Below are 25217 nucleotides of genomic sequence, written 5' to 3' on the forward strand. Positions count from 1 at the left end.
GGCCGCAGCAGCGGTCCCGGCGGGGCTCGCGGCGCATACACTTGGGCTTTCCCCAGGTCTGGAACATGCGTCGTTACTGGCTGGTCTTCTCTCAGGCCGTCACCGTGCTGCTGGCCGCGTACTTCGTGGTGGTCACGCTGAAGCCGGAATGGCTCAACCGCCCGGCCGTCACCACCGGCAGCACCGGCATCACGCTGAGCGAGGCGCCGACGCCGCCCAACGCGCCGCCGCCGCCCGGCAGCTTCCGGCAGGCCGCGCAGAAGGCCTCGCAGGCGGTGGTGAGCATCAACACCAGCAAGGCCGCGGACCGTCCCTCCTCGAGCGACCCGTGGTTCCGCTTCTTCTTCGGCGACCAGGGCGCCGTGCCGCAAAGCGGCCTGGGCAGCGGCGTGATCATCAGCCACGACGGCTTCATCCTCACCAACAACCACGTCGTCGAGGGCGCGACGGAGATCGAGGTCGCGCTGAACGACAGCCGCAAGACGCGCGCGCGGGTCATCGGCACGGACCCGGAAACCGACCTCGCCATCCTCAAGATCAACCTGGACCGCCTGCCGGTGATCACCCTCGGCAACTCGGATGCCCTGCAGGTCGGCGACCAGGTGCTGGCGATCGGCAACCCCTTCGGCGTGGGCCAGACCGTCACCAGCGGCATCGTCAGCGCCCTGGGGCGCAACCAGCTGGGCATCAACACCTTCGAGAACTTCATCCAGACCGACGCCGCGATCAACCCCGGCAACTCCGGCGGCGCGCTGGTGGACGTCAACGGCAACCTGATGGGGATCAACACGGCGATCTATTCGCGCTCGGGCGGCAGCATGGGCATCGGCTTCGCGATTCCCGTGTCCACCGCCAAGCTGGTGCTGGAAGGCATCGTGAAGGATGGCGTGGTGACGCGCGGCTGGATCGGCGTGGAGCCGGCGGACCTGTCGCCGGAGCTGATGGAGACCTTCGGCGTCAAGGCCAAGAAGGGCGTGCTGATCACGGGCGTGCTGCAGAACGGCCCCGCGGCGCAGGCCGGCGTGCGGCCGGGCGACGTCGTGGAGCAGGTGGGCGGCAAGGACATCGCCAACGTCTCGGAACTGCTGACGGTGGTCGCCGGCCTGAAGCCCGGCACCGCCACCGAATTCAAGCTGCGCCGCGGCGACGACACCCGCCAAGTGACCGTCACCCCGGGCAAGCGCCCGAAGCCGCGGCAGCAATTGCCGCAGCGCTGAGGTCCGCTAACCGTCATCCCCGCGGAGGCGGGGACCCAGGGCTTCCAGCCGCAGGCAGTGCCGCGCAGCGTCGCGCCAGGCGGCGGGCGGCGCGGGCCCGCTGGGGCGGCGTCCGGCGCAAGCGCCGGCAAACCTGGGAGGCTGGTCCCGGCGCCGCCACGCGCAGAACTCCTCTGGAGTTTGCCGCGCGCGGCAAACTCCAGACTCGAACAACTGCGCGAGCCAGAGAACGTACGCGCGGCTCGATCCGCGCTCACGCGCTCTCGTAGCCGTGCTGCGGCACCGGGACCAGCCTCCCAGGCGCCACCCCTTCATGCGGGCCCACGCCGCCCGCCGCCTGGCGCGACGGACCGGGGCACTCGACGACTCGTCTGCAGCCACCTGGCGCTGCGACGGCGCCCAATGGGCGACGACAGCCAGCCCCATTCCGCGGCTGGCACAACGAAGGCATGCCCGGGCTGGTCGAGCGCCCCGGTCCGTCGCGTCGGGCGGGGCGCGGTGCAGGCCCGCATGAAGGGGCCGCCGCCTGAGACGGTGCTTGCGGCCCCGCAGCGCGGCTACGAGAGCGCGTCAGCGCGGATCGAGCCGCGCGTATGTCTCATGCTCGCGCCATTTGTCCGAACGGAGAGTCGGGCCGCGCGCGGCCCGACTCGCAGTGAGTTATGGCGCGGGCGGGGCCGCAAGCACCGGCTCAGGGAAGTCCGCGCGCGCAGCCGCGGACCGGCGCCCCAGCGGGACTGCGCCGCGTACCGCCTGGCGCGACGCTGCGCGGCACTTCGTGGGGAAACGCATGGATCCCGGCTTCCGCCGGGATGACAAGGGCACGGGGCCACGGGGCTCAGGGCCGGGGCCTGAACAGCCTCAAGGCTTCGCGACCTCGCTCGACTTCGACTCTTCGTCTTCCGGGGCCTTGGTGTGGCGGATGAAGATCTGCGCCGCCCAGATGCCCAGTTCGTAGAGGAGCACCATGGGGATGGCCAGCGCCAGCTGCGAGACCACGTCGGGCGGCGTGATCACGGCGGCGATGATGAAGGCCAGCACGATGAAGTAGCCGCGGAATTCCTTCAGCTTCTCCACCGGCACCACGCCCATGCGCGCCAGCACCACCACCACGATCGGCACCTCGAACGCGGCGCCGAAGGCGAGGAACATCGTCAGCACGAAGCTCAGGTAGGCCTCGATGTCAGGCGCGGCCGTGATGCTCTTGGGCGCGAAGCTCTGGATGAAGGAGAAGACCTTGCCGAACACGAAGAAGTAGCAGAACGCCACCCCGAGGAAGAACAGCACGGTGCTGGAGATCACCAGCGGCAGCACCAGCTTCTTCTCGTGCGAGTACAGGCCCGGCGCGACGAAGGACCAGACCTGCCACAGCACCACCGGCAGCGCGATCAGGAAGGCCGCCATCAGCAGGATCTTCAGCGGCACGATGAATGGCGAGATCACCGAGGTGGCGATCAGCGTCGCGCCCTTGGGCAGGTGCGCGACCAGCGGGGCGGCCAGGAGGTCGTACAGGGCGGCGGGCCCCGGGAACACGGCGAGGACGGCCGCCACCACGCCGATGGCGATGATGGCCTTGATCAGCCGGTCGCGCAGCTCGATCAGGTGCGCGACAAAGGGCTGCTCGGTGCCGGCCAGTTCGTCTTCCTGGTCGTTCGGTGTTGTGGACATAGGGGAAGGGCCGCCGGCGCTGCCGGCCCCGCTTTCAGTTGAACTTGCGCGGCCGGTACTTTGCCACACGTGCCGCGCCGGACAAGGCCCGGGTGCGCACGCCGTTGCGCGCCTTGTACCAGTGCGGAACGGCGCCCTGCTTCAGGCGCCATTTCTTCTTCGGGTGCTTGTACTCCGGGAATCCCGGCGGCTCCGACAGCGCGGACTGCGCCTCGGAGGCGACGTCCTGCCACTGCTTCTCGAAGTCGGAGGCGGCGCTGGAGACGGAGCTCTCGACGTCGCGGGCGGCCGATTCCACCGTCTCCTTCATCTTGCGCAGTTCGTCCAGCTCCATGGAGCGGTTGACTTCCGCCTTGACGTCGTTGACGTAGCGCTGCGCCTTGCCCAGGAGCGTGCCGACCGTCCGCGCCACGCGCGGCAGTTTCTCCGGCCCGATCACGATCAGGGCCACGGCGCCGATCAGCGCCATCTTCGAGAGGCCGAGGTCGATCACCCGTGTTCAGCCGCGAGGACTCAGGACTTGTTGCGGGCTTCGACGTCGATCGTCGTCTGGTCCGCGGGCGCGGCCGACGGGCCCTGCGAGGCCGTGACCTGGCTGGCCGGCGGCACCGGGGTGTCGGGCTGCGAGCCGTCCTTCATGCCGTCCTTGAAGCCCTTGACGGCGCCGCCGAGGTCGGTGCCGATGTTCTTCAGCTTCTTGGTGCCGAAGACCAGCACCACGATCAACAGCACGATCAGCCAGTGCCAGATGGAAAAGGAACCCATGGATCTCTCCTGTTACTGCTCGGATTCTAGTCGGGCAGGGAAGTTCGCCGACTTGTGGGAATTGCTCAGCCCTTGAGCCAGGGGCGCGGCCCGCCGATGACGTGGAAATGCAGGTGCGCGACCTCCTGGCCGCCGTCGGCGCCGGTGTTGCAGACCACCCGGAATCCGCCCTCCGGCCAGGGCCGGCAGCCCTCCTGCTGCGCCAGCTTCGGCACCAGGCTCATCAGCTTGCCCAGCACGGGCGCGTCGCCCTCCTGCACGTGGGCCATCGAGGGGATGTGGCGCTTGGGGATCAGCAGGAAGTGCACCGGCGCCCAGGGGTGGATGTCGTGGAAGCCGAGGACGTCCTCGTCCTCGTAGACCTTCTTCGAGGGGATCTTCCCCTCGACGATCTTGCAGAAGATGCAGTCCGGGTCGTGTGTCATTGCGGGAAGCGATTGTCGTTGAAGCGCAGCCAGCCGCGCAGGCAGCGGTACAGGTACCACGCGCCGATCAGGGTCCAGGCGATCGCCCCGGGCAGGAATAGCAGGAACCACAGGGGCGAGGTCACCAGCAGGCCCAGCGCCGTCCACCAGACGGTGCGGATCATGTAGTTGTGATGGGCGAGGTACAGCGGCTCGCGCTCGTCGGCCCGCTTGACGTAGTGCACGATCAGCGCGATCACCGACAGCGTCCACAGCGTGAACGGCGCGATCGTGTGCATGCCGTAAAGCACGTGCATCGTCGTCCGGTCGCCCGGGGACTTGTCTTCGAGGGTGGCGTAGTCGGTCTCGGCCATGGCTTGCCCCTTTCTGCTAGTCACCGCGGCCCTCGCGCTCGCGCGCCTTGCGCAGCGCCTTCTCTTCCAGGCCGCCAAGTCCCTCGCGCCGCTGCAGTTCCGCCACGACGTCCGCGGGCTTGAGCCCGTAGTGCGCGAGCGCGATCATGCAGTGGAACCACAGGTCGGCCACCTCGCCGACCAGCTTCGTGCGGTCGCCGCCGTGGTCCGCGTCCTTGGCGGCCATCACCACCTCGGTCGCCTCCTCGCCGATCTTCTTGAGGAAGGCGTCCGGGCCCTTGTGCAGCAGCCGGGCGACGTAGCTCGCCTCGGGGTTGCCGCCGTTGGCGGGCTTGCGGCTTTCGATGACGTCGGCCAGGCGGGCCAGGGAGTCGGCGGCGGTCATGGTGGTGGCGCTACTTGTAGATCGTGGACGGGTCTTTCAAGACCGGCTCGACGGACTGCCAGGCCCCGTCGCGGTAAAGCTGGAAGAAGCAGCTGTGGCGCCCGGTGTGGCAGGCGATGGAGGGGTCGTGACCCAGCTGGGTGACCTTCAGCAGCAGGACGTCGTTGTCGCAGTCCATGCGGATCTCGTGCACCTGCTGCACGTGGCCGGACTCCTCGCCCTTGAACCACAGCTTGCCGCGCGAGCGGCTGAAGTACACGGCCCGCCCCAGTTCCGCGGTACGCCGCAGCGCCTCGCGGTCCATCCAGGCGAACATCAGCACGTCACCCGTGGACGCTTCCTGGGCGATGACGGGGACGAGTCCTTGCGCGTCCCACTTGACCTGATCGAGCCACTCCATGGCCCTATTGTCGCCTTTATGGCTAACTCGGAAAAATCCGCTGCGCGGATTTTTCCGAGTTCTCTGATCAGTGCGGCCAGGACCGGCAAAGCCGGATCCTGGCCGCAAGGGAGACTGCGCTGCATGCTATTCCGCGCAGTCTTCGAGGCGGGCAGCTCCAAGCTGCCCGCCGGGCGAGAACCGCGCGGAATAACATGCAGCGCGGTTCCCCTTGTGAGAAGGATCCGGCTTCGCCGGTCCTTCTCACACATGCTGAACCACTTCAAAAAGTCGCTTGCGACTTTTTGAAGTGATCACTGGCGGACGGGAATCCCCCGTTCGGCCATGCGGGCCTTGGCCTGGGCGACCGTGAATTCGCCGTAGTGGAAGATGCTGGCGGCCAGCACGGCGTCGGCGCCGCCCTGCTGGATGCCGTCGGCCAGGTGGTCGAGGTTGCCGACGCCGCCGGAGGCGATCACGGGCACCGGGACGGCGTCGCTCACCGCCCGGGTGAGGGCCAGGTCGAAGCCGGACTTGGTGCCGTCGCGGTCCATGCTGGTCAGCAGGATCTCGCCGGCGCCCCGGCGGGCCATCTCGGTGGCCCAGGCGACGGCGTCCAGCCCGGTGTTGCGCCGGCCGCCGTGGCTGTAGACGTCCCAGCCCGGCCCGCGGGCGGTCGCCTCCTCGGCGCTGCGCCGCTTGGCGTCGATCGCCACCACGATGCACTGGGCGCCGTACTTCGCCGAGGCCGCCGAAATGACGTCGGGGTTGGCGATGGCCGCGGAGTTGAAGCTGGTCTTGTCGGCGCCGGCGTTGAGGAGGCGGCGCACGTCTTCGACCGTGCGCACGCCGCCGCCCACCGTCAGGGGGATGAACACCTGCGAGGCCACGGCCTCGATGATGTGCAGGATCAGGTCGCGCCCGTCGCTGGTGGCGGTGATGTCCAGGAAGGTCAGTTCGTCGGCGCCCTGCTCGTTGTAGCGGGCGGCGATCTCCACCGGGTCGCCGGCGTCGCGCAGCTCCACGAAGTTGACGCCCTTGACGACCCGCCCGCCCGTGACGTCCAGGCAGGGGATGATGCGTTTGGCGAGCATGGCGTCACGCCCGCGGGGGCGGGGATCCGTTCAGTTCGTCGGCGCGGGCCTGCGCCTTGACGAAATCGAGCTCGCCCGAATAGACGGCGCGGCCGCAGATCACGCCCTCGATGCCCTCGTCCTCCACCGCGCACAGCTTCTCGATGTCGGCGATGGAGCCCAGGCCGCCCGAGGCGATCACGGGGATGGTGAGCGACTGCGCCAGCTTCACCGTGGCGTCGATGTTGATGCCGGAGAGCATGCCGTCGCGGCCGATGTCGGTGTAGACGATCGATTCCACGCCCCAGTCCTGGAACTTGCGCGCCAGGTCCACCACCTCGTGGCCGGTGAGCTTGCTCCAGCCGTCGGTGGCGACCTTGCCGTCCTTGGCGTCCAGGCCCACGATGATGTGCCCGCCGAAGGCCGTGCAGGCGTCCTTCAGGAAGCCGGGGTTCTTCACGGCGGCGGTGCCGATGATCACGTAGCGCAGGCCGCCGTCGATGTACTTCTCGATCGTGTCGAGGTCGCGGATGCCGCCTCCCAGCTGCACCGGGATCTCGTCGCCCACGGCCTTGAGGATGGAGCGGATGGCGGAGAAGTTCTGGGGCTTGCCGGCGAAGGCGCCGTTCAGGTCCACCAGGTGCAGCCGGCGCGCGCCGCGGGCGAGCCAGGTGCGGGCCATCTCGGCGGGGTCCTCGCTGAAGGTGGTCGCCTGGTCCATGTCGCCTTGCTTCAGGCGTACACAGTGGCCATCTTTCAGGTCAATCGCGGGAATCAGCAGCATTGGGGGGATATGGACGGTGCGACTGGGCGCCGGCCGCTTCCTGGGCGGTCAGGGTTTCCAGTGCAGGAAGTTGCGATAGAGCGTGAGGCCCTGGTCGGCGCTTTTTTCGGGGTGGAACTGGGTCGCAAAAATATTATCGCGGGCCACCGCACAGGTAAAGCGCGTGCCGTACTCGGATTCCCCAACACTGTGGTGCGGGTCGGACGTCCGGGCGTAGTAGGAATGGACGAAGTAGAACCAGCTTTCGTCGGGAATCCCCGCCCACATGGCGTGGGGCTGCGCCTGGCGCACGCGGTTCCAGCCCATTTGGGGGACCTTGTAGCGGCTGCCATCGGGCTGCACCTGCCCCTCGAGCCGGAAGCGCACCACCTCGCCGGGGATCAGGCCCAGGCCCTCGGTGGGGCCCTCCTCGCTGCGATCCAGCAGCATCTGCATGCCGACGCAGACGCCGAAGAGGGGCTTGGTGGCGGCCGCCTCCAGCACGGACTCCAGCAGGCCGGATTCGCGCAGCTCGCGCATGCAGTCCGGCATGGCGCCCTGCCCCGGCAGGACCACGCGCTCGGCGGCGCGCACGTCTTCCGGGCGCGAGGTGACGATCGCGTCGACCCCGCTCCCCTGCGCCACGTGCAGGACGGCCTGGGACACCGAGCGCAGGTTGCCCATGCCGTAGTCCACCACGGCCACCGTGCGAGCGCTCAAAGGGATCCCTTCGTGGAGGGAATGGTGCCGGCCGCGCGCGGGTCGAACTCCAGCGCCGAGCGCAGCGCCCGGGCGAAGGCCTTGAACACCGTCTCGCACTGGTGGTGCGCGTTCTCGCCGCGCAGGTTGTCGATGTGCAGCGTGACGAAGGCGTGGTTGGCGAAGCCCTGGAAGAATTCGTGGGCCAGCTGCGTGTCGAAGGTGCCGATCATGCCGCTCTTGAAGGGCACGTTCATCACCAGGCCGGGGCGGCCGGAGAAGTCGATCACCACGCGCGAGAGCGCCTCGTCCAGCGGCACGTAGGCGTGGCCGTAGCGGCGGATGCCCTTCTTGTCGCCCACGGCCTTGTAGACGGCCTGGCCCAGGGTGATGCCGACGTCCTCCACCGTGTGGTGGCCGTCGATGTGCAGGTCGCCCCTGGCGTCGATCTCGAGGTCGATCAGGCCGTGGCGGGCGATCTGGTCCAGCATGTGGTCGAAGAAGCCGATGCCGGTGGCCAGCTTCGCCTGGCCGGTGCCGTCCAGGTTCACGCGGACGGCGATCTGCGTCTCGGCCGTGTTGCGGGTGATTTCAGCGGTGCGGGGCGTGCTCATAGGGTGGCTTGCAGGGCGGCGAGCATCTGCGCGTTCTCGTCGGCGGTGCCGACGGTGAGGCGCAGGCAGCCGGCCAGCAGGGGATGCATGCGGGAGACGTTCTTGACCAGCACCTTGCGGGCCTTCATGCCTTCGAAGCTGGCCGCGGCGTCGGGCACGCGCACCAGGATCATGTTGGCGTCGCTGGGCCAGGACTTCAGGCCCATTTCCTCCAGCGCGGCCTGCAGGCGGCCGCGCTCCTGCTTCAGGCCGGCGGCCTGGGCGGCGAACACGTCCTCGTGCTCCAGCGCGAACAGGGCGGCCTCGGCGTTGAGGACGCTGATGTTGTAGGGCGGACGCACCTTGTCGATCTCGTGCACCAGCCGCTCGGCGCCCATCATGTAGCCGATGCGCACGCCGGCGAGGCCGAACTTGCTGAGGGTGCGCATCAGCAGCACGTGCTCGTGCTTCGCCACGCGGTCGAGGTAGCTGCGGCTGGCGAAGGGCTGGTAGGCCTCGTCGATCACCACGAGGCCGGGCGCGGCCTCCACGATCTTCTCGATGGTGGCGTCGTTCCAGAGGTTGGCGGTCGGGTTGTTCGGGTAGGCCAGGTACACGATCGCCGGCTGGTGCAGCGCGATCGCATCGAGCATCGCCTTCTCATCGAGCTCGAAGTCGGGCGTGAGGTCCACGCCGACGAACTTCAGGCCCTGGAGCTGCGCGCTCATGGCGTACATGACGAAGCCGGGCTGCGGCGCCAGGATGGTCGCGCCCGGCACGTCGCAGGCGAGCGCCAGCAGGGCGATCAGTTCGTCCGAGCCGTTGCCCAGCATCAGCCCGAAGCCGGCGGGCAGCTTCGCGTGGCGCGCCAGGGCCTGGCGCAGGTCCTCGATGCGCTCGCCGGGATACCGGTTCAGGGCGACGGCGGCGAGGCGCTTGCCCAGTTCCTCCTGCAGTGGCTGCGGCAGCCGGTGCGGGTTCTCCATGGCATCGAGCTTGACCATGCCACGCGAATCCTGGATGGCATAGGCGTGCATGGACTGCACGTCCTGGCGGATGCGGGTGGCGATGATCTGGTCGAGGCGGTCTGTCATGGAAGTGTCGATCGGAGGTCGAAGAACGCAGAGGGCGCAGAGGTTACGCAGAGGGCGCAGAGAAAAACCTTCAATGGCTGTTCTCTGCGTTCTCTGCGAAACCTCTGCGTCCTCTGCGTTCTTGTTGCCGGCCTGCTGCCATCCTACCTCTTCAGCCGCAACTCCGCCGCCCGGGCGTGGGCTTGCAGGCCCTCGCCGTGGGCCAATTCGGAGGCGATGGCGCCCAGTTTCTGGGCGCCGGCTTCGCTGACCTCGATGAGGCTGCTGCGCTTCTGGAAGTCGTAGACGCCCAGGGGGCTGGAGAAGCGCGCGGTGGTGCTGGTGGGCAGTACGTGGTTGGGGCCGGCGCAGTAGTCGCCCAGCGACTCGCTGGTCCAGGCGCCCAGGAAGATCGCGCCGGCATGCCGCAGCAGCGGCTCCCAGCGGTGCGGGTCGCCGCTGGCGATCTCCAGGTGTTCGGGCGCGATGCGGTTGCTGATCTCGCAGGCCTCTTCCATGCTGCGCGTGTGGATCAGGGCGCCGCGGTCGTTGAGCGACTTCGCGATGATCCGCGCGCGCGGCAGCTCCGGCAGCATGCGGTCGATCGCCGCCTGCACCTGCGCGATGTAGCCGGCGTCGGGGCACAGCAGGATGCTCTGGGCCAGCTCGTCGTGCTCTGCCTGCGAGAACAGGTCCATCGCCACCCAGTCGGCCGGCGTGCTGCCGTCGGCCAGCACCAGGATCTCGCTCGGTCCGGCGATCATGTCGATGCCGACCTGCCCGAAGACGCGGCGCTTGGCCGCCGCCACGTAGGCGTTGCCCGGGCCGGTGATCTTGTCCACGCGCGGGACGGTTTCCGTTCCGTACGCGAGCGCCGCCACGGCCTGCGCGCCGCCGATGGTGAAGGTGCGGGTGACGCCGGCCACGTGGGCGGCCGCCAGCACCAGCGGGTTCTTCTCGCCGCGCGGCGTGGGCACCACCATGACGATCTCGCCGACGCCGGCGACCTGGGCCGGAATCGCGTTCATCAGGACGGAGGACGGATAGGCTGCCTTGCCGCCCGGCACGTAGATGCCCACGCGGTCCAGCGGCGTGACCTTCTGGCCCAGCAGCGTGCCGTCGGGGTCGCGGTAGCTCCAGCTCTCGCCGCTCGCCTTCTTCTGCGCCTCGTGGTAGCTGCGGACGCGCGCCGCGGCTTCCTGCAGCGCGCTGCGCTGCTTCGCCGGCAGCGACGCGAAGGCCGCCTCCAGCTCCGCCCGCTGCAACTCCAGGCGGGCCACGGAGTCCGCCTGCATGTCGAAGCGGCGGGTGTATTCCAGCACCGCCGCGTCGCCGCGCCGGCGCACGTCGTCCAGGATGGCGGCCACGGCCTGCTCGATGCCGGCGTCGGTGTCGGCAGACCAGTGCAGGCGCGCCGCCAGCGCGGCGTCGAAGCCGGCTTCGGTGGTGGCGAGGCGCAGCGGTCGGGCGAGGAGGCTCATCGGGCGGCGACGGTCTTCGCGAACACGTCGATCAGGTGGCGGATCGGTTCCTGCTTCAGCTTCAGCGCCGCCTGGTTCACCACCAGGCGGGCGCTGATGTCCATGATGCGTTCGACCTCGACCAGGTTGTTGGCCTTGAGCGTGTTCCCGGTGGACACCAGGTCCACGATGGCGTCGGCCAGCCCGGTCAGGGGGGCCAGCTCCATGCTGCCGTAGAGCTTGATCAGGTCCACGTGCACGCCCTTGGCGGCGAAGAAGTCGCGGGCGATGCTCACGTACTTGGTCGCGACCTTCAGGCGCGAGCCCTGGTGCACGGCGGAGGCGTAGTCGAAGTCGGAACGCACCGCCACGCTCACGCGGCACTTGGCGATCTGCAGGTCCAGCGGCTGGTACAGGCCCTGGCCGCCGTGCTCGATGAGGGTGTCCTTGCCCGTCACGCCGAGGTCGGCGCCGCCGAACTGCACGTAGGTCGGCACGTCGGTGGCGCGCACCAGCACCACGCGCACGGCCGGATCGGTCGTGCCGATGATCAGCTTGCGCGACTTCTCCGGGTCTTCCAGCACCTCGATCCCGGCCGCCTTCAGCAGCGGCAGGGTCTCCTCGAAGATGCGCCCCTTCGACAGGGCCAGGGTCAGGGCGGGCTTGCCCGCAGGTGTCACAGTAAGTTCTCCGTGCTACGCACTGCGAACCGACCGCCTTCGGGCGGCCGTGCGGCGGTCATTTCACTCTCTCTATGTCGGCGCCCAGCTGGCGCAGCTTGGCTTCCATCTGTTCGTAGCCACGGTCCAGATGGTAAATGCGGTCGACCAGGGTCTCGCCGTCGGCCACCAGGCCGGCGATCACCAGGCTGGCGGAGGCGCGCAGGTCGGTGGCCATGACGATGGCGCCCGAGAGGCGCTCCACGCCGTGCGTGATGGCCGTCTTGCCTTCGACGTCGATGCGCGCGCCCATGCGCATCAGCTCGCTGACGTGCATGTAGCGGTTCTCGAAGATGGTCTCGGTGATCTTGGCGTCGCCCTCGGCGATGCAGTTGAGCGCCATGAACTGCGCCTGCATGTCGGTCGGGAAGCCGGGGTATTCGGTGGTCTTGAAGCTCTGCGCCTCGAGGCGGCCCTGCGCGCGCACGCGGATGCCGCCCTCGACCGCCTGCACCTCGGCGCCGGCGGCCTTCAGCAGGTCGATCACGGCTTCCAGGTGGTCGGCGCGGCCCTCGCGCAGCAGCACGTCGCCGCCGGTGGCCGCCACGGCGCACAGGAAGGTGCCGCATTCGATCCGGTCGGCCACCACCTTGTGCGTGGCGCCGTGCAGCTTCTCCACCCCCTGGATGACGATGCGGCCGGTGCCGTGGCCTTCGACCTTGGCGCCCATCGCGATCAGCATCTCGCCCAGGTCCGTGATCTCGGGCTCCTGCGCCGGGTTCTCCAGCACCGTCTCGCCCTCGGCCAGCGCCGCCGCCATCATGAAGTTCTCGGTGCCCGTCACCGTGATCATGTCGGTCGTGATGTGCGCGCCGCGCAGGCGCTCGCGCCCCTTGGGCAGCTTGGCGATCATGTAGCCGTGCTCGATCACGATCTCGGCGCCCATCTTCTGCAGGCCCTTGATGTGCTGGTCCACCGGCCGGGCGCCGATCGCGCAGCCGCCCGGCAGCGACACCGTCGCCTCGCCGAAGCGCGCCAGCAGCGGGCCCAGCGCCAGAACGGAGGCCCGCATGGTCTTCACCATCTCGTACGGCGCTTCCGGGAAGTGCAGGTCGGTGGAGTCGATGACCACCGTGCCGTCGCTCGAGAACTCCGCGCTCGCGCCCATGTTGCGGATGAGCTTGAGCATGGTCGCCACGTCCTGCAGGCGCGGGATGTTCCGCAGCGTCACCGGTCCAGGCGTGAGCAGGGCGGCGCACAGTTCCGGCAGCGCCGCGTTCTTGGCGCCTGAGATGCCCACTTCGCCGGTGAGCGGCCGGCCACCGCGAATCAGAAGCTTGTCCATGGGCGTCTAGTGTGGAAGCGCGGCCCACTCGGCCGGCGTGAATGTCTTCATCGACAAGGCATGTACCTCGTCGGTGTGCATTCTCGCACCGAGGGACGCGTAGACGCGCTGGTGACGCTGGATAGGACGCAAACCGGCGAACTCGGCTGACACGATCACCGCGGACCAGTGGCGGCCGTCGCCCTCGACCTCGATGTGGTCGCAGGCCAGGTTGGAAGCGATGAGCGATCGGAGTTCGTCGGCAGTCATGGGCAGTCTTTCCTCAGCCGCGGATCTTGTAGCCGATGCGCAGCAGGTGCACGGCGATCGCGCCGACGGCCACCATGGCCGTGCCGACGATGCCCAGGCTGAGCCAGGGCGACACGTCGCTCACGCCGAAGAAGCCGTAGCGGAAGCCGTCGATCATGTAGAAGAACGGGTTGAGGTGGCTCACCCGCTGCCAGAAGTCGGGCAGCGAATGGATCGAATAGAACACGCCGGACAGGAAGGTCATCGGCACGATGATGAAGTTCTGGAACGCCGCCATCTGGTCGAACTTCTCGGCCCAGAGGCCCGCGATCAGCCCCAGCGCGCCCAGCATGCCGGCGCCCAGCAGCGCGAACACCAGCGCCCACAACGGCGCGACGAAGCCCACGTGCGTGAACAGGTTGGTGACGATGAACACGCCCAGGCCGACGCACAGCCCACGCGCCATCGAGGAGCCGACGTAGGCGATGAACCAGCTCCAGTGCGACAGCGGCGTGAGCAGCACGAACACGAGGTTGCCCATGATCTTGCTCTGGATCAGCGACGAGGAGCTGTTCGCGAAGGCGTTCTGCAGCACGCTCATCATCACCAGGCCGGGGACCAGGAAGGCGATGTAGTCCACGGTGTCGTAGACCTTCACGCGCCCTTGCAGCACGTGGCCGAAGATCAGCAGGTACAGCAGGGCCGTGAGCACCGGCGCCGCGACCGTCTGGAAGCCGACCTTCCAGAACCGCAGCACTTCCTTGTAAAGCAGCGTCTGCCAGCCGATCATGCGAGGACCCCGAACAGCCGGACATCCGGACGCAAAGGTCGCAAAGGTTGCGCAAGAGGCGCAAAAAAACATCCACAAGAAATTGGGCTCTTTTGCGACCTTTGCGAAACCTTTGCGACTTTTGCGTCCGGCTGTCTGTATTTCATGCCGCCGCCTCCGATCGCGCTGCGGACATCACATCGATGAACACGTCCTCCAGGTCCGCCTTGCGGATCTCGACGTCCTCCGCGCGCAGGCCGGCCTCGCGGATCACGGCCAGGTGCTGCTCGATCTCGGCGGCGTCGTGCGCGGGCAGCTGCACGATGCGGCCGGTCACGCGCGCCTTGCCCTCGAACGCGGCGGGCAGCGGGCCGTCCATCTTGAAGCGCAGCACGTTGCTGGAGGCCGCCTTCAGCAGCTCGCTGGTGCGCTCCAGCGCCACCACCCGGCCGTGTTTGAGCATGGCGATGCGGCCGCACAGGGCCTCGGCCTCCTCCAGGTAGTGCGTCGTGAGCAGCACGGTGTGGCCTTCGCGGTTCAGGCGCGCGATGAACTGCCACAGCGTCTGGCGCAGCTCCACGTCGACGCCGGCCGTGGGTTCGTCCAGCACGATCACCGGCGGCCGGTGCACCAGGGCCTGGGCCACCAGCACCCGGCGCTTCATGCCGCCGGAGAGCTGGCGCATGTTGTTGCCGGCCTTGTCCGCCAGCCCCAGGCTCTCCAGCAGCTCGTCGATCCAGGCCTCGTTGTTGCGCACGCCGAAGTAGCCGGACTGGATCCGCAGCGCCTCGCGCACGGTGAAGAAGGGGTCGAACACCAGCTCCTGCGGCACGACGCCCAGCTGGCGGCGCGCCTGCGCGTACTCCGCCTGGACGTCGTGGCCGTGCACCAGAACGCGGCCGGCGCTGGGACGCACCAGCCCCGCGAGGATGCTGATCAGGGTGGTCTTGCCGGCGCCGTTGGGACCCAGGAGGCCGAAGAATTCGCCTTCGGCGATGTCGAAGGAGACGCCGTCGAGCGCCCGGAAACTGCCGCGCCCGGTGCTGTAGCTCTTGGAAACGGACTGGAAGGAGATGGCGGGCATGGGCAACCCGCCATTTTAGCGGCCGGCCCCCGCGTGCCGCGCCTTAGGGTCTAGGCCGGCTCGGGCAGCAGCTCCGACACGCCGTACAGCGTGGCGAGCGCGCGCAGCCGCGGCTGCATCTGGTGCACGGCGAAGCTCTTGCCCAGGGCCAGCGCCTCGCGCCGGCATTCCAGCAGCACGGCGAGCGCCGAGGAATCGAAGTGGCGCAGCGCCGAGGCGTCGGCCACGGCCTCGCGCCCGGCGTCCTTGCGCAGGGCCTGCGCCAGCATGCGGCAGCAGGCCGGCGCCTGCGCGTGCGTCAGTTCGGCGGGCAGCACCAGCACGGCGCCTCAGCCCTTCTTCGCGGCCGCCGCGTTGGCGCGGTTGCGCTCGGCCAGCGAGGCGATCAGGCCGTCCACGCCCTTGGCGTTGATCTCCTGCGCGAACTGGCTGCGGTAGGTTTCCACCAGCCAGACGCCCAGCACGTTCAGGTTGTAGATCTTCCAGCCGGAGGCCGTCTTCTCGAGCCGGTAATCCAGCTGGATCGGCTCGCCGCGGCCGCGGATCTCGCTGCGCACGATCACGTCCGTGTCCGTCGGCGCCGCGCGCAGCGGCTTGACGACCACCGACTCGTCGGAGATCTGCGACAGCGCGCCGGCATAGGTGCGCACCAGCAGCAGCTTGAATTCGTCCTGCAGGCGCCGGCGCTGCTCCGGCGTGGCCTGGCGCCAGGCCGGGCCGACCGCCGAGGCCGTCATCCGCTGGAAGTTGACGTTCGGCATGATCTTGTTGTCGACCACCTGCATGATGTGGGCGATGTCGCCGGACTGCACCGCCTTGTCGCTGCGGATGATGGACAGCACCTCGTCGGACAGGCGCTTCATCATGGCATCCGGCGCTTCGTCGGCGGCTCGCGCCAGCGTCCAGCCGCCGGCCAGCCCGGTGGCGAGCATGGCGGCCGCCAGGCGGCCCAGGGAACGTCTCTTCATCATGGTCCTTTCATCCGGGCAGGGCCCGGCATGAGCATTGGAACCCGGCAGCGTGCCCGGGTTTCCTTCCTTTTCCTGTACGAAGGCAACAGGCTGCAACCGCGCCCGCCTCAGCGGGCCGGCGCCGCCGGCGCCTCCTGCGATTCGTCCGGCAGCGGCGGCGGGGTCTCGCGCTCGCGGTCTTCCTCGCGGTCGAACACCTCCGCGTTGCGCCGCTGCAGGTAGGCGTCGCGCGTGAAGGCGTACTTGTCCAGCGCCGCCTCCTCCAGCAGGCTGCCCACGCGCAGCAGGTTGGCGCGCTGGTCCACGGTGCGCACGACCCACGTCAGGTCGCGCGCGTACTCGGGGCTGATCGTGCTCACGAGGTCGTAGTGCATGTCCACGGGCTTCGCCGCCGCGTCGCGCAGCGTGGAGGGCCCCAGCAGCGGCAGCACCACGTAGGGGCCGGCCGGGACGCCCCAGCGCCCGAGCGTCTGGCCGAAGTCCTCGCGGTGGCGCTCGATGTTCATCTCGCTCGCCAGGTCGAACAGGCCGAACACGCCGAACATGGTGTTCAGGTGGAAGCGGGCCAGGTTCTCCTCGGCGTCCTGCAGGCGGAACTGCAGCAGGCTGTTGACCGCCGACCAGGCGTCGCCCAGGTTGCCGAAGAAGTTGGACACGCTGGTGCGCACCAGCGGCGGCACCTTTTCCTTGTAGAGGGTGGCCACCGGCTTCAGCACGATGCGGTCCACGCCCTCGTTGAAGTTGTAGGCGTGGCGGTTGAACCCTTCCCAGGGATCGCGCGGGTTGGGCTGCGCCACGGTGGCGCAGCCGGCCACCACCGCCAGCGAGAGCGCCAGGGTCGTGGTGGCAAGTGCGCGCAACGGCGGCAGGCAGGCTGGCTTCATTTCTTGTTCGGCGCCGCGGCGGGCCCTTCCGCGGCCTTGTTGTAGAGGAACTGGCCGATCAGGTTTTCGAGCACGACGGCGGATTGCGTACTGGTGATGGTATCTCCCGCGACCAGGTTCTTGTCGTCGGCGCCCGCCTCCATGCCCACGTACTGCTCGCCGAGCAGGCCGCTGGTGAGGATCTTGAGCGAGCTGTCCTTGGGGAATTGATACCTTGTTTCCAGGGCGAGCGTCACCCGCGCCCGGAAGGACTTGTCGTCGAACGTGATGGATTCCACACGCCCGACCACCACGCCGGCGCTCTTGACAGCCGCGCGGGGCTTCAGCCCGCCGATGTTGTCGAACCGGGCTTCCACCCGGTAGGTCGGCTGGAAGCTCAGCGTCAGCAGGTTGGCGGCCTGCAAGGCCAGGAACACCAGCGCCGCGGCGCCGATGAGGACGAACAGCCCCACCCAGACGTCGTTCTTGTTGCGCTCCATCTCTTTCCTCCTCAGATGCTGAACATCATCGCCGTCAGCACGAAATCGAGGGCCAGGACGGCCAGCGACGCCATCACGACCGTGCGGGTGGTGGCGCGCGACACGCCCTCGGGCGTCGCCTTCGCCTCGTAGCCTTGCAGGACGGCCGTGAACGTCACGGCCACGCCGAACACGAGGCTCTTGATGACGCCGTTGCCCACGTCCTTGAACACGTCCACGCCGCCTTGCATCTGGCTCCAGAAGGCGCCGGGGTCGACGCCGATCAGCACCACGCCGACCACCCAGCCGCCCAGGATGCCGACGGCGCTGAACACCGCCACCAGCAGCGGCATCACGATCACGCCGCCCCAGAAGCGCGGCGCCAGGATGCGCTGCACCGGGTCGACGGCCATCATCTCCATCGCCGAGAGCTGCTCGCCGGCCTTCATCAGGCCGATCTCCGCCGTCAGCGAGGTGCCGGCGCGGCCGGCGAACAGCAGCGCCGTCACCACCGGACCCAGTTCGCGCACCAGCGACAGCGCCACCATCAGTCCAAGCGCCTCGGAGGACCCATACCGCTGCAGGATGTAGTAGCCCTGCAGGGCCAGCACGAAGCCGACGAACAGGCCCGACACGCCGACGATGGCCAGCGAGTAGTTGCCCAGGAAGTGGACCTGGTCGCGCAGCAGGCGGCCGCGCGCGAAGCTCGCGCCACCCAGGCGCACCAGCCGAAGCAGCAGTTGAGCCGCATAGCCGATGTCGGCGAGCTTGCTGCGCACGGCGAAGCCGATGTCGGAGGGACGCCACCAGCTCATCGCCCCAATCCTCCGCTGAAGTCCTCGGCCACGGTGGGACCGGGGTAGTGGAAGTGCACGGGGCCTTCCGGCAGCGCGTTGACGAACTGGTGCACCAGCGGGTCGCTGGAGTGGCGCACTTCCTCGGGCGTGCCCTGGGCGGCGATGCCGCCGTTGGCGAGCACGATCACCTGGTCGGCGATGCGGAAGGTTTCCTCCAGGTCGTGCGAGACCACGATGCTCGTGATCCCCAGCGTGTCGTTCAACTGGCGGATCAGGTGGGCGGCGGTGCCCAGCGAAATGGGGTCGAGGCCCGCGAAGGGCTCGTCGTACATCACCAGCTCGGGGTCGAGGGCGATCGCGCGCGCCAGCGCCACGCGCCGCGCCATGCCACCGGAGACCTCGCTGGGCATCAGGTCGCGGGCGCCGCGCAGGCCCACGGCATCGAGCTTCATCAGCACGATGTCGCGCACCAGGTTCTCCGGCAGCGCCGCGTGCTCGCGCAGCGGGAAGGCCACATTGTCGAACACCGAGAGGTCGGTGAACAGCGCGCCGAACTGGAACAGCATGCCCATGCGCCGGCGCATGCGGAACAGGCCGTCGCGGTCCAGGGCCGGCACGCTCTGGCCGTCGAACAGCAGTTCGCCGGACTGCGGCCGCACCTGGCCGCCGATCAGGCGCAGCACGGTGGTCTTGCCGCCGCCCGAAGCGCCCATGAGCGCGGTCACCTTGCCGCGGGGCACGGTGAAGCTCAGGTCCTTGAGGATGCGCCGCTGGCCGTAGCCGAAACTGAGGTTGCGGCATTCGACCAGCGCGGTCGGGTCGGAGTCGGTCATCCGAAGCAGGCGGGCCGGGGTGCCGGCCGAAGCTGAAAGCAAGGGATGATAGGGGTTTTGCCCGAGCGGCCCCGTACGCCGTCCGGGTGAACCCCCGCGGTCTGTCGCTTTATCGCGGCAGGTCCGAGAATCCCATGAGGAATTCGTCCACGGCGCGCGCCGCCTGTCGGCCCTCGCGGATCGCCCAGACCACCAGCGATTGACCGCGGCGCATGTCGCCTGCCGCGAACACCTTGGGCACGCTGGTGGCGTAGCCGCCGTGGAAGTCGGTCGTGGCGCGGGCGTTGCCGCGGGCGTCCTTCTCGACGCCGAAGCCGTCCAGGATGGTCGCGACCGGGCTCGTGAAGCCCATGGCCAGCAGCACGAGGTCGGCCTTCAGCGTCTGCTCGGTGCCGGGCACCTCCTGCATGCGGCCGTCCTTCCACTCCACGCGCACGGTCTTGAGACCCGTGACCTTGCCCTTCTCGCCGATGAATTCCTTGGTGGCGATGGCGAACTCGCGCTCGCAGCCTTCCTCGTGCGAGGAGCTGGTGCGCAGCTTGTAGGGCCAGTACGGCCAGGTCAGCGCCTTGTTCTCCTGCTCCGGCGGCTGCGGCATCAGCTCGAACTGCACGACGCTCGCGGCGCCGTGGCGGTTGCTGGTGCCCACGCAGTCGCTGCCGGTGTCGCCGCCGCCGATGACGATGACGTGCTTGCCGTCGGCGCGGATCTGGTTTTTCACCTTGTCGCCGGCGTTCACCTTGTTCTGCTGCGGCAGGAACTCCATCGCGAAGTGCACGCCGTCCAGGTCGCGGCCCGGCACCGGCAGATCGCGCGACTGCTCGGCGCCGCCCGTGAGCAGCACGGCGTCGAAGTCCTGCTGCAGCTGCTGCGGCGAGACCGTCTCCTTCGCCCAGTTCGTGACCTTGGAGCCCTTGGGCAGCTCGCCCACCATCACGCCGGTGCGGATCGTCACGCCCTCGGCCTTCATCTGCTCGATGCGGCGGTCGATGTGCACCTTCTCCATCTTGAAGTCGGGGATGCCGTAGCGCAGCAGGCCGCCGATGCGGTCGTTCTTCTCGAACAGCGTCACGTCGTGCCCGGCGCGCGCGAGCTGCTGCGCCGCCGCCATGCCGGCCGGGCCGGAGCCCACCACCGCGACCTTCTTGCCGGTCTTGATGCGCGCCACGCGCGGCTTCACCCAGCCGTGCTCCCAGGCGCGGTCGGCGATCGCGTGCTCGATCGACTTGATGCCCACCGGGTCCGAGTTGTAGTTCAGCGTGCAGGCGGCCTCGCAGGGCGCCGGGCAGATGCGGCCGGTGAACTCGGGGAAGTTGTTGGTGGAGTCCAGCACGGTGAAGGCGTTCTGCCAGTCCTGCTGGTACACCAGGTCGTTGAAGTCGGGGATCACGTTGTTGACCGGGCAGCCCGAGTTGCAGAAGGGCGTGCCGCAGTCCATGCAGCGCGCCGCCTGCACTTTCGCCTGGGCGTCGTCGAGGCCGACGACGAACTCCTTGTAGTGCTTCACGCGCTCGGGCACGGGCTTGTAGCCCTCCTCGATGCGCTCGAACTCCATGAAGCCGGTGATCTTTCCCATGTTGTCTTTCTCCGCCTCTTACTTGGCCGGGGCCGGCTCGTGCTTCATGGCGACCTCCTGGTTCGTGCCGGCGCTCGCCAGCTCCACCTCGCGCTCGTACATCTCGGCCAGGGCCCGCTTGTATTCGTTCGGGAACACCTTGACGAACTTCGTGCGCGCGTTGGCCCAGTCGTCCAGCAGCTCGCGGGCGCGGCGGCTGCCGGTCCAGCGGTTGTGGTCTTCCAGCAGCTTCTTCAGCTGCGCCTCGTCGGTCTGGTCGCGGTGCAGGCGCGTGCGGCCGGCGGCGGCCTGCTGTTCGGCCGTCGTGCCCACGCGCTCCAGCGACACCATGGCGGTGTTGCAGCGGCTCGCGAACTTGCCGTCCTCGTCGTACACGTAGGCGATGCCGCCCGACATGCCGGCGGCGAAGTTGCGGCCGGTCCTGCCCAGCACGGCCACCGTGCCGCCCGTCATGTATTCGCAGCCGTGGTCGCCGGTGCCTTCCACCACCGCCGTCGCGCCCGACAGGCGCACGGCGAAGCGCTCGCCGGCCACGCCGCTGAAGAAGGCCTCGCCGGCGGTGGCGCCGTACAGCGCCGTGTTGCCGATGATGATGTTCTTGGTGGCGTCGCCGCGGAAGTCGATGCTGGGACGCACGATCACGCGGCCGCCCGACAGGCCCTTGCCGGTGTAGTCGTTGGCGTCGCCGATCAGGTACAGCGTGATGCCGCGCGCCAGGAAGGCGCCGAAGGACTGGCCGCCCGTGCCTTCCAGCTGGATGCGCAGCGTGTCGTCCGGCAGGCCCTCGGGGTGCACCTTGGTGAGCGCGCCCGAGAGCATCGCCCCGACCGAGCGGTTCACGTTGCGCGCCACCTCGATGAACTGCACGCGTTCGCCGCGCTCGATCGCGGCGCGCGACTTCTCGATCAGCACGCGGTCCAGGCTCTTCTCCAGGCCGTGGTCCTGCAGCTCGCAGTGGAAGCGCGGCACGTCCGCCGGCACCTCGGGCTGCGCGAACAGGCGGCTGAAGTCCAGGCCGCGCGCCTTCCAGTGGGCGATGCCCTTGCGCGTGTCCAGCAGGTCGGCGCGGCCGACCAGCTCGTCGAACTTGCGGATGCCCAGCTGCGCCATGATCTGGCGCGCTTCCTCGGCGACGAAGAAGAAGTAGTTGACGACGTGCTCGGGCTTGCCCGCGAACTTCCTGCGCAGCACCGGGTCCTGCGTGGCCACGCCCACCGGGCAGGTGTTCAGGTGGCACTTGCGCATCATGATGCAGCCCTCCACCACCAGCGGCGCGGTGGCGAAGCCGAATTCGTCGGCGCCCAGCAGCGCGCCGATCACGACGTCGCGGCCGGTCTTCATCTGGCCGTCGGCCTGCACGCGGATGCGGCCGCGCAGGCGGTTCAGCACCAGCGTCTGCTGGGTCTCGGCCAGGCCGATTTCCCAGGGCGAGCCCGCGTGCTTGATCGACGACCAGGGCGAGGCGCCCGTGCCGCCGTCATGGCCGGCGATCACCACGTGGTCGGCCTTGCACTTGGCGACGCCCGCGGCGATGGTGCCGACACCCACTTCCGACACCAGCTTCACGCTGATGGAGGCGTGCGTCGCGACGTTCTTCAGGTCGTGGATCAGCTGGGCCAGGTCCTCGATCGAGTAGATGTCGTGGTGCGGCGGCGGCGAGATCAGGCCGACCCCGGGGACCGAGTGGCGCAGGCGCCCGATGTACTTGGACACCTTGCCGCCGGGCAGCTGGCCGCCCTCGCCGGGCTTGGCGCCCTGGGCCATCTTGATCTGGATCTGGTCGGAGGACGCCAGGTATTCCGCCGTCACGCCGAAGCGGCCCGAGGCCACCTGCTTGATCCGCGAACGCAGCGAGTCGCCCTGCTGCAGCGGGATGTCGACTTCCACGACGTCGCTGCCGATGATCTGGGCCATGGTCTGGCCCGTCTGGATCGGGATGCCCTTGAGCTCCTGGCGGTAGCGCGCCGGATCCTCGCCGCCCTCGCCGGTGTTGCTCTTGCCGCCGATGCGGTTCATGGCGACGGCGAGCGTCGCGTGCGCCTCGGTGGAGATCGAGCCCAGCGACATGGCGCCGGTGGCGAAGCGCTTGACGATCTCGCTGGCCGGCTCGACCTCGTCCACGGGGATCGCCCGCGCCGGATCGACCTTGAACTCGAACAGGCCGCGCAGCGTCATGTGGCGGCGGCTCTGGTCGTTGATGATCTGCGCGTATTCCTTGTAGGTGTTCCAGTTGTTGGCGCGCGCGCTGTGCTGCAGCTTGGCGATCGCGTCGGGCGTCCACATGTGCTCCTCGCCGCGGGTGCGCCAGGCGTATTCGCCGCCGGCGTCGAGCATGGAGGCCAGCACCGGGTCGCCGCCGTAGGCCGCCTTGTGCAGGCGGATCGCTTCCTCGGCGATCTCGAACACGCCGATGCCTTCCACGCGGCTCGCGGTGCCGGTGAAGTACTTGTCGATCGTGTCGTGGTTGATGCCGATCGCCTCGAACAGCTGGGCGCCGCAGTAGGACATGTAGGTCGACACGCCCATCTTGGACATGATCTTCGACAGGCCCTTGCCGATCGCCTTGACGTAGTTGTAGATCGCCTGGTCGGGCGAGAGCTTGCCGGGCAGGTCCTTGTGGATCGCGACCAGCGTCTCCAGGGCCAGGTAGGGGTGCACGGCCTCGGCGCCGTAGCCGGCCAGCACCGCGAAGTGGTGGACCTCGCGGGCGGAGCCGGTCTCGACCACCAGGCCGGCGGTGGTGCGCAGGCCCTCGCGCACCAGGTGCTGGTGGATGGACGACAGCGCCAGCAGCGCGGGGATGGCCACGCGCTCCGGGCTCACGCCGCGGTCGCTCACGATCAGGATGTTGTGGCCGCTGTGCAGCGCGTCCACCGCCTCGGCGTTGAGCGAGGCCAGCTTGGCCTCGACGCCTTCACGGCCCCAGGCGAGCGGATAGGTGATGTCCAGCGTGTAGCTGCGGAACTTGCCGTGCGTGCGCGCGTCGATGCTGCGCAGCTTGCCCATGTCCTCGAAATCGAGGATGGGCTGGCCGACTTCCAGCCGCATCGGCGGGTTGACCTGGTTGATGTCCAGCAGGTTCGGCTTGGGTCCGATGAAGGAGACCAGCGACATCACGATCGCCTCGCGGATCGGGTCGATCGGCGGATTGGTCACCTGCGCGAACAGCTGCTTGAAGTAGTTGTAGAGCGGCTTGTTCTTGTCCGACAGCACGGCCAGCGGGCTGTCGTTGCCCATGGAGCCGATGCCCTCCTCGGCGGCGCTGGCCATCGGGGCCATCAGGAACTTGATGTCCTCCTGCGAGTAGCCGAAGGCCTGCTGGCGGTCCAGCAGCGCGGACCGCTCGGACACGGGGATGTCGACGGCGTTCGGCTCGACCTCGTCGAGCTTGATGCGCAGGTTCTCGATCCACTGCTTGTAGGGCTTGGCGTTCGCCAGCGAGGACTTGAGCTCCTCGTCGTCGATCATGCGGCCCTGCTCCAGGTCGATCAGGAACATCTTGCCGGGCTGCAGGCGCCACTTGCGCACGATCCTGTTCTCCGGCACCGGCAGCACGCCGGACTCGGAGGCCATGATCACCAGGTCGTCGTCGGTGACGCAGTAGCGCGAGGGGCGCAGGCCGTTGCGGTCCAGCGTGGCGCCGATCTGGCGGCCGTCCGTGAACACGATGGAGGCCGGGCCGTCCCAGGGCTCCAGCATGGAAGCGTGGTACTCGTAGAAGGCCTTGCGGCGCTCGTCCATGAGCGTGTGCTGCTCCCAGGGCTCCGGGATCATCATCATGACGGCCTGCGCCAGCGGGTAGCCGGCCATGGTCAGCAGCTCGAGGCAGTTGTCGAAGGTCGCGGTGTCCGACTGGTCCGGGAAGCTGATGGGGTACAGCTTCTTCAGGTCGGCCTGCAGCACCGGCGAGGTCATCACGCCTTCGCGGGCGCGCATCCAGTTGTAGTTGCCCTTGACCGTGTTGATCTCGCCGTTGTGCGCGACGTAGCGGTACGGGTGGGCCAGCGGCCACTCGGGGAAGGTGTTGGTGGAGAAGCGCTGGTGCACGAGGCCCAGGGCGGAGACGCAGCGGGCGTCCTGCAGGTCCTTGTAGTACACGCCGACCTGGTCGGCGAGCAGCAGGCCCTTGTAGATGACCGTGCGGCTGCTGAAGGAGGGGACGTAGTACTCCTTGCTGTGCTTCAGCTTCAGGCGCTGGATGGCGGCGCTGGCCGTCTTGCGGATCACGTAGAGCTTGCGCTCCAGCGCGTCCTGCACGATCACGTCGTGGCCGCGGCCCACGAACACCTGCTTGATGACCGGTTCCTTCTTGCGCACGGCGGGCGACATCGGCATGTCGCGGTCCACCGGGACCTCGCGCCAGCCGAGCAGCACCTGGCCCTCGGCCTTGATCGCGCGCTCCATCTCCTGCTCGCAGGCCAGGCGCGAGGCGTGCTCCTTGGGCAGGAAGATCATGCCGACGCCGTACTCGCCGGGCGGGGGCAGTTCCACGCCCTGCTTCGCCATTTCCTCGCGATAGAGCGCGTCCGGCAGCTGGATCAGGATGCCGGCGCCGTCGCCCATCAGCTTGTCGGCGCCGACGGCGCCCCGATGGTCGAGGTTCTCCAGGATCTTGAGCGCCTGCTCCACGATCCCGTGGCTCTTCTCGCCCTTCACGTGCGCCACGAAGCCGACGCCGCAGGCATCGTGTTCGTGAGCGCCCGCATACAGGCCATGTTCTTGCAAATGGGCGATCTCGGCAGCCGTCGTCATGGCGCTCA

27 protein-coding genes are annotated in these 25217 nt (G+C 68.7%); 1 reads left to right on the forward strand and 26 read right to left on the reverse strand.

Annotated features, from left to right (window positions below; all coding sequences use genetic code 11):
* The first annotated feature begins 65 nt into the window (after window positions 1–65).
* On the forward strand, window positions 66–1217 hold the full coding sequence (locus ACY0MJ_RS01625; protein WP_462636516.1) for a S1C family serine protease: 1152 nt from the start codon (window positions 66–68) through the stop codon (window positions 1215–1217).
* A gap of 861 nt (window positions 1218–2078) precedes the next feature.
* Here ACY0MJ_RS01625 and tatC read toward each other — a convergent pair.
* From tatC to ACY0MJ_RS01755, 26 genes are all read right to left on the reverse strand, one after another.
* Entirely contained in the window at window positions 2079–2885 is an 807-nt protein-coding gene (tatC, locus tag ACY0MJ_RS01630; RefSeq protein ID WP_462636517.1) for a twin-arginine translocase subunit TatC, read from the reverse strand.
* A 34-nt stretch (window positions 2886–2919) separates the two neighbouring features.
* Window positions 2920–3378: a Sec-independent protein translocase protein TatB gene (gene tatB / locus ACY0MJ_RS01635; RefSeq protein WP_462636518.1), complete on the reverse strand. Its 459-nt coding sequence runs from the start codon at window positions 3376–3378 to the stop codon at window positions 2920–2922.
* A gap of 20 nt (window positions 3379–3398) precedes the next feature.
* Entirely contained in the window at window positions 3399–3650 is a 252-nt protein-coding gene (tatA, locus tag ACY0MJ_RS01640) for a Sec-independent protein translocase subunit TatA (protein WP_462636519.1), read from the reverse strand.
* Window positions 3651–3715: 65 nt separating this feature from the next.
* On the reverse strand, window positions 3716–4075 hold the full coding sequence (locus ACY0MJ_RS01645; protein ID WP_462636520.1) for a histidine triad nucleotide-binding protein: 360 nt from the start codon (window positions 4073–4075) through the stop codon (window positions 3716–3718).
* Entirely contained in the window at window positions 4072–4428 is a 357-nt protein-coding gene (locus ACY0MJ_RS01650) for a DUF4870 family protein (RefSeq protein ID WP_462636521.1), read from the reverse strand. Before ACY0MJ_RS01650 ends, ACY0MJ_RS01645 begins: the two co-directional genes overlap by 4 nt.
* A gap of 16 nt (window positions 4429–4444) precedes the next feature.
* Window positions 4445–4813 (reverse strand): phosphoribosyl-ATP diphosphatase, encoded by a 369-nt coding sequence (locus ACY0MJ_RS01655; RefSeq protein WP_462636522.1) that lies wholly within the window; start codon window positions 4811–4813, stop codon window positions 4445–4447.
* A gap of 10 nt (window positions 4814–4823) precedes the next feature.
* Window positions 4824–5213 carry a phosphoribosyl-AMP cyclohydrolase gene (hisI, locus tag ACY0MJ_RS01660; protein ID WP_462636523.1) on the reverse strand — a complete coding sequence of 130 codons (390 nt, stop codon included), beginning with the start codon at window positions 5211–5213 and terminating at the stop codon, window positions 4824–4826.
* Window positions 5214–5506: 293 nt separating this feature from the next.
* Window positions 5507–6286, reverse strand: a complete 780-nt coding sequence (hisF, locus tag ACY0MJ_RS01665) for an imidazole glycerol phosphate synthase subunit HisF (RefSeq protein ID WP_462636524.1) — start codon at window positions 6284–6286, stop codon at window positions 5507–5509.
* 4 nt (window positions 6287–6290) lie between these two features.
* Entirely contained in the window at window positions 6291–7049 is a 759-nt protein-coding gene (hisA, locus tag ACY0MJ_RS01670) for a 1-(5-phosphoribosyl)-5-[(5-phosphoribosylamino)methylideneamino]imidazole-4-carboxamide isomerase (RefSeq protein ID WP_462636525.1), read from the reverse strand.
* 48 nt (window positions 7050–7097) lie between these two features.
* The gene (gene hisH, locus ACY0MJ_RS01675; RefSeq protein ID WP_462636526.1) at window positions 7098–7748 is read right to left on the reverse strand and encodes an imidazole glycerol phosphate synthase subunit HisH; all 651 of its coding nucleotides are present in this window, start codon (window positions 7746–7748) and stop codon (window positions 7098–7100) included.
* Window positions 7745–8341, reverse strand: coding sequence for an imidazoleglycerol-phosphate dehydratase HisB (hisB, locus tag ACY0MJ_RS01680; protein WP_462636527.1), 597 nt, complete (start codon window positions 8339–8341; stop codon window positions 7745–7747). The genes hisH and hisB overlap by 4 nt, the downstream gene beginning before the upstream one ends.
* Window positions 8338–9414 (reverse strand): histidinol-phosphate transaminase, encoded by a 1077-nt coding sequence (hisC, locus tag ACY0MJ_RS01685; protein WP_462636528.1) that lies wholly within the window; start codon window positions 9412–9414, stop codon window positions 8338–8340. Before hisC ends, hisB begins: the two co-directional genes overlap by 4 nt.
* Window positions 9415–9557: 143 nt before the next feature.
* Complete coding sequence (hisD, locus tag ACY0MJ_RS01690; RefSeq protein WP_462636529.1) at window positions 9558–10874, reverse strand: histidinol dehydrogenase; 1317 nt, start codon at window positions 10872–10874, stop codon at window positions 9558–9560.
* Complete coding sequence (gene hisG / locus ACY0MJ_RS01695; RefSeq protein WP_462636530.1) at window positions 10871–11533, reverse strand: ATP phosphoribosyltransferase; 663 nt, start codon at window positions 11531–11533, stop codon at window positions 10871–10873. Before hisG ends, hisD begins: the two co-directional genes overlap by 4 nt.
* Before the next feature lie 58 nt (window positions 11534–11591).
* A complete protein-coding gene (murA, locus tag ACY0MJ_RS01700; protein ID WP_462636531.1) occupies window positions 11592–12857 on the reverse strand; it encodes a UDP-N-acetylglucosamine 1-carboxyvinyltransferase in 1266 nt (421 codons plus the stop codon).
* Between the two features lie 6 nt (window positions 12858–12863).
* On the reverse strand, window positions 12864–13106 hold the full coding sequence (locus ACY0MJ_RS01705) for a BolA family protein (RefSeq protein ID WP_462636532.1): 243 nt from the start codon (window positions 13104–13106) through the stop codon (window positions 12864–12866).
* Window positions 13107–13119: 13 nt separating this feature from the next.
* Window positions 13120–13875: an ABC transporter permease gene (locus ACY0MJ_RS01710; RefSeq protein ID WP_462636533.1), complete on the reverse strand. Its 756-nt coding sequence runs from the start codon at window positions 13873–13875 to the stop codon at window positions 13120–13122.
* 142 nt (window positions 13876–14017) lie between these two features.
* Complete coding sequence (locus ACY0MJ_RS01715; RefSeq protein ID WP_462636534.1) at window positions 14018–14938, reverse strand: ABC transporter ATP-binding protein; 921 nt, start codon at window positions 14936–14938, stop codon at window positions 14018–14020.
* 50 nt (window positions 14939–14988) lie between these two features.
* Entirely contained in the window at window positions 14989–15261 is a 273-nt protein-coding gene (locus ACY0MJ_RS01720; RefSeq protein WP_462636535.1) for an STAS domain-containing protein, read from the reverse strand.
* A 6-nt stretch (window positions 15262–15267) separates the two neighbouring features.
* Window positions 15268–15909 carry an MlaC/ttg2D family ABC transporter substrate-binding protein gene (locus ACY0MJ_RS01725; protein WP_462636536.1) on the reverse strand — a complete coding sequence of 214 codons (642 nt, stop codon included), beginning with the start codon at window positions 15907–15909 and terminating at the stop codon, window positions 15268–15270.
* Between the two features lie 107 nt (window positions 15910–16016).
* Window positions 16017–16793: an MlaA family lipoprotein gene (locus ACY0MJ_RS01730; RefSeq protein WP_462636537.1), complete on the reverse strand. Its 777-nt coding sequence runs from the start codon at window positions 16791–16793 to the stop codon at window positions 16017–16019.
* Window positions 16790–17272 (reverse strand): outer membrane lipid asymmetry maintenance protein MlaD, encoded by a 483-nt coding sequence (gene mlaD / locus ACY0MJ_RS01735; RefSeq protein WP_462636538.1) that lies wholly within the window; start codon window positions 17270–17272, stop codon window positions 16790–16792. Before mlaD ends, ACY0MJ_RS01730 begins: the two co-directional genes overlap by 4 nt.
* An 11-nt stretch (window positions 17273–17283) precedes the next feature.
* Window positions 17284–18066: a lipid asymmetry maintenance ABC transporter permease subunit MlaE gene (mlaE, locus tag ACY0MJ_RS01740; RefSeq protein WP_462636539.1), complete on the reverse strand. Its 783-nt coding sequence runs from the start codon at window positions 18064–18066 to the stop codon at window positions 17284–17286.
* Complete coding sequence (locus ACY0MJ_RS01745; RefSeq protein ID WP_462636540.1) at window positions 18063–18881, reverse strand: ABC transporter ATP-binding protein; 819 nt, start codon at window positions 18879–18881, stop codon at window positions 18063–18065. Before ACY0MJ_RS01745 ends, mlaE begins: the two co-directional genes overlap by 4 nt.
* A 109-nt stretch (window positions 18882–18990) precedes the next feature.
* Window positions 18991–20457: a glutamate synthase subunit beta gene (locus ACY0MJ_RS01750; protein ID WP_462636541.1), complete on the reverse strand. Its 1467-nt coding sequence runs from the start codon at window positions 20455–20457 to the stop codon at window positions 18991–18993.
* Between the two features lie 18 nt (window positions 20458–20475).
* A complete protein-coding gene (locus tag ACY0MJ_RS01755) occupies window positions 20476–25209 on the reverse strand; it encodes a glutamate synthase-related protein (RefSeq protein ID WP_462636542.1) in 4734 nt (1577 codons plus the stop codon).
* Window positions 25210–25217: the final 8 nt, after the last annotated feature.

It is taken from the genome of Ramlibacter sp. bp-362 (assembly GCF_054956735.1).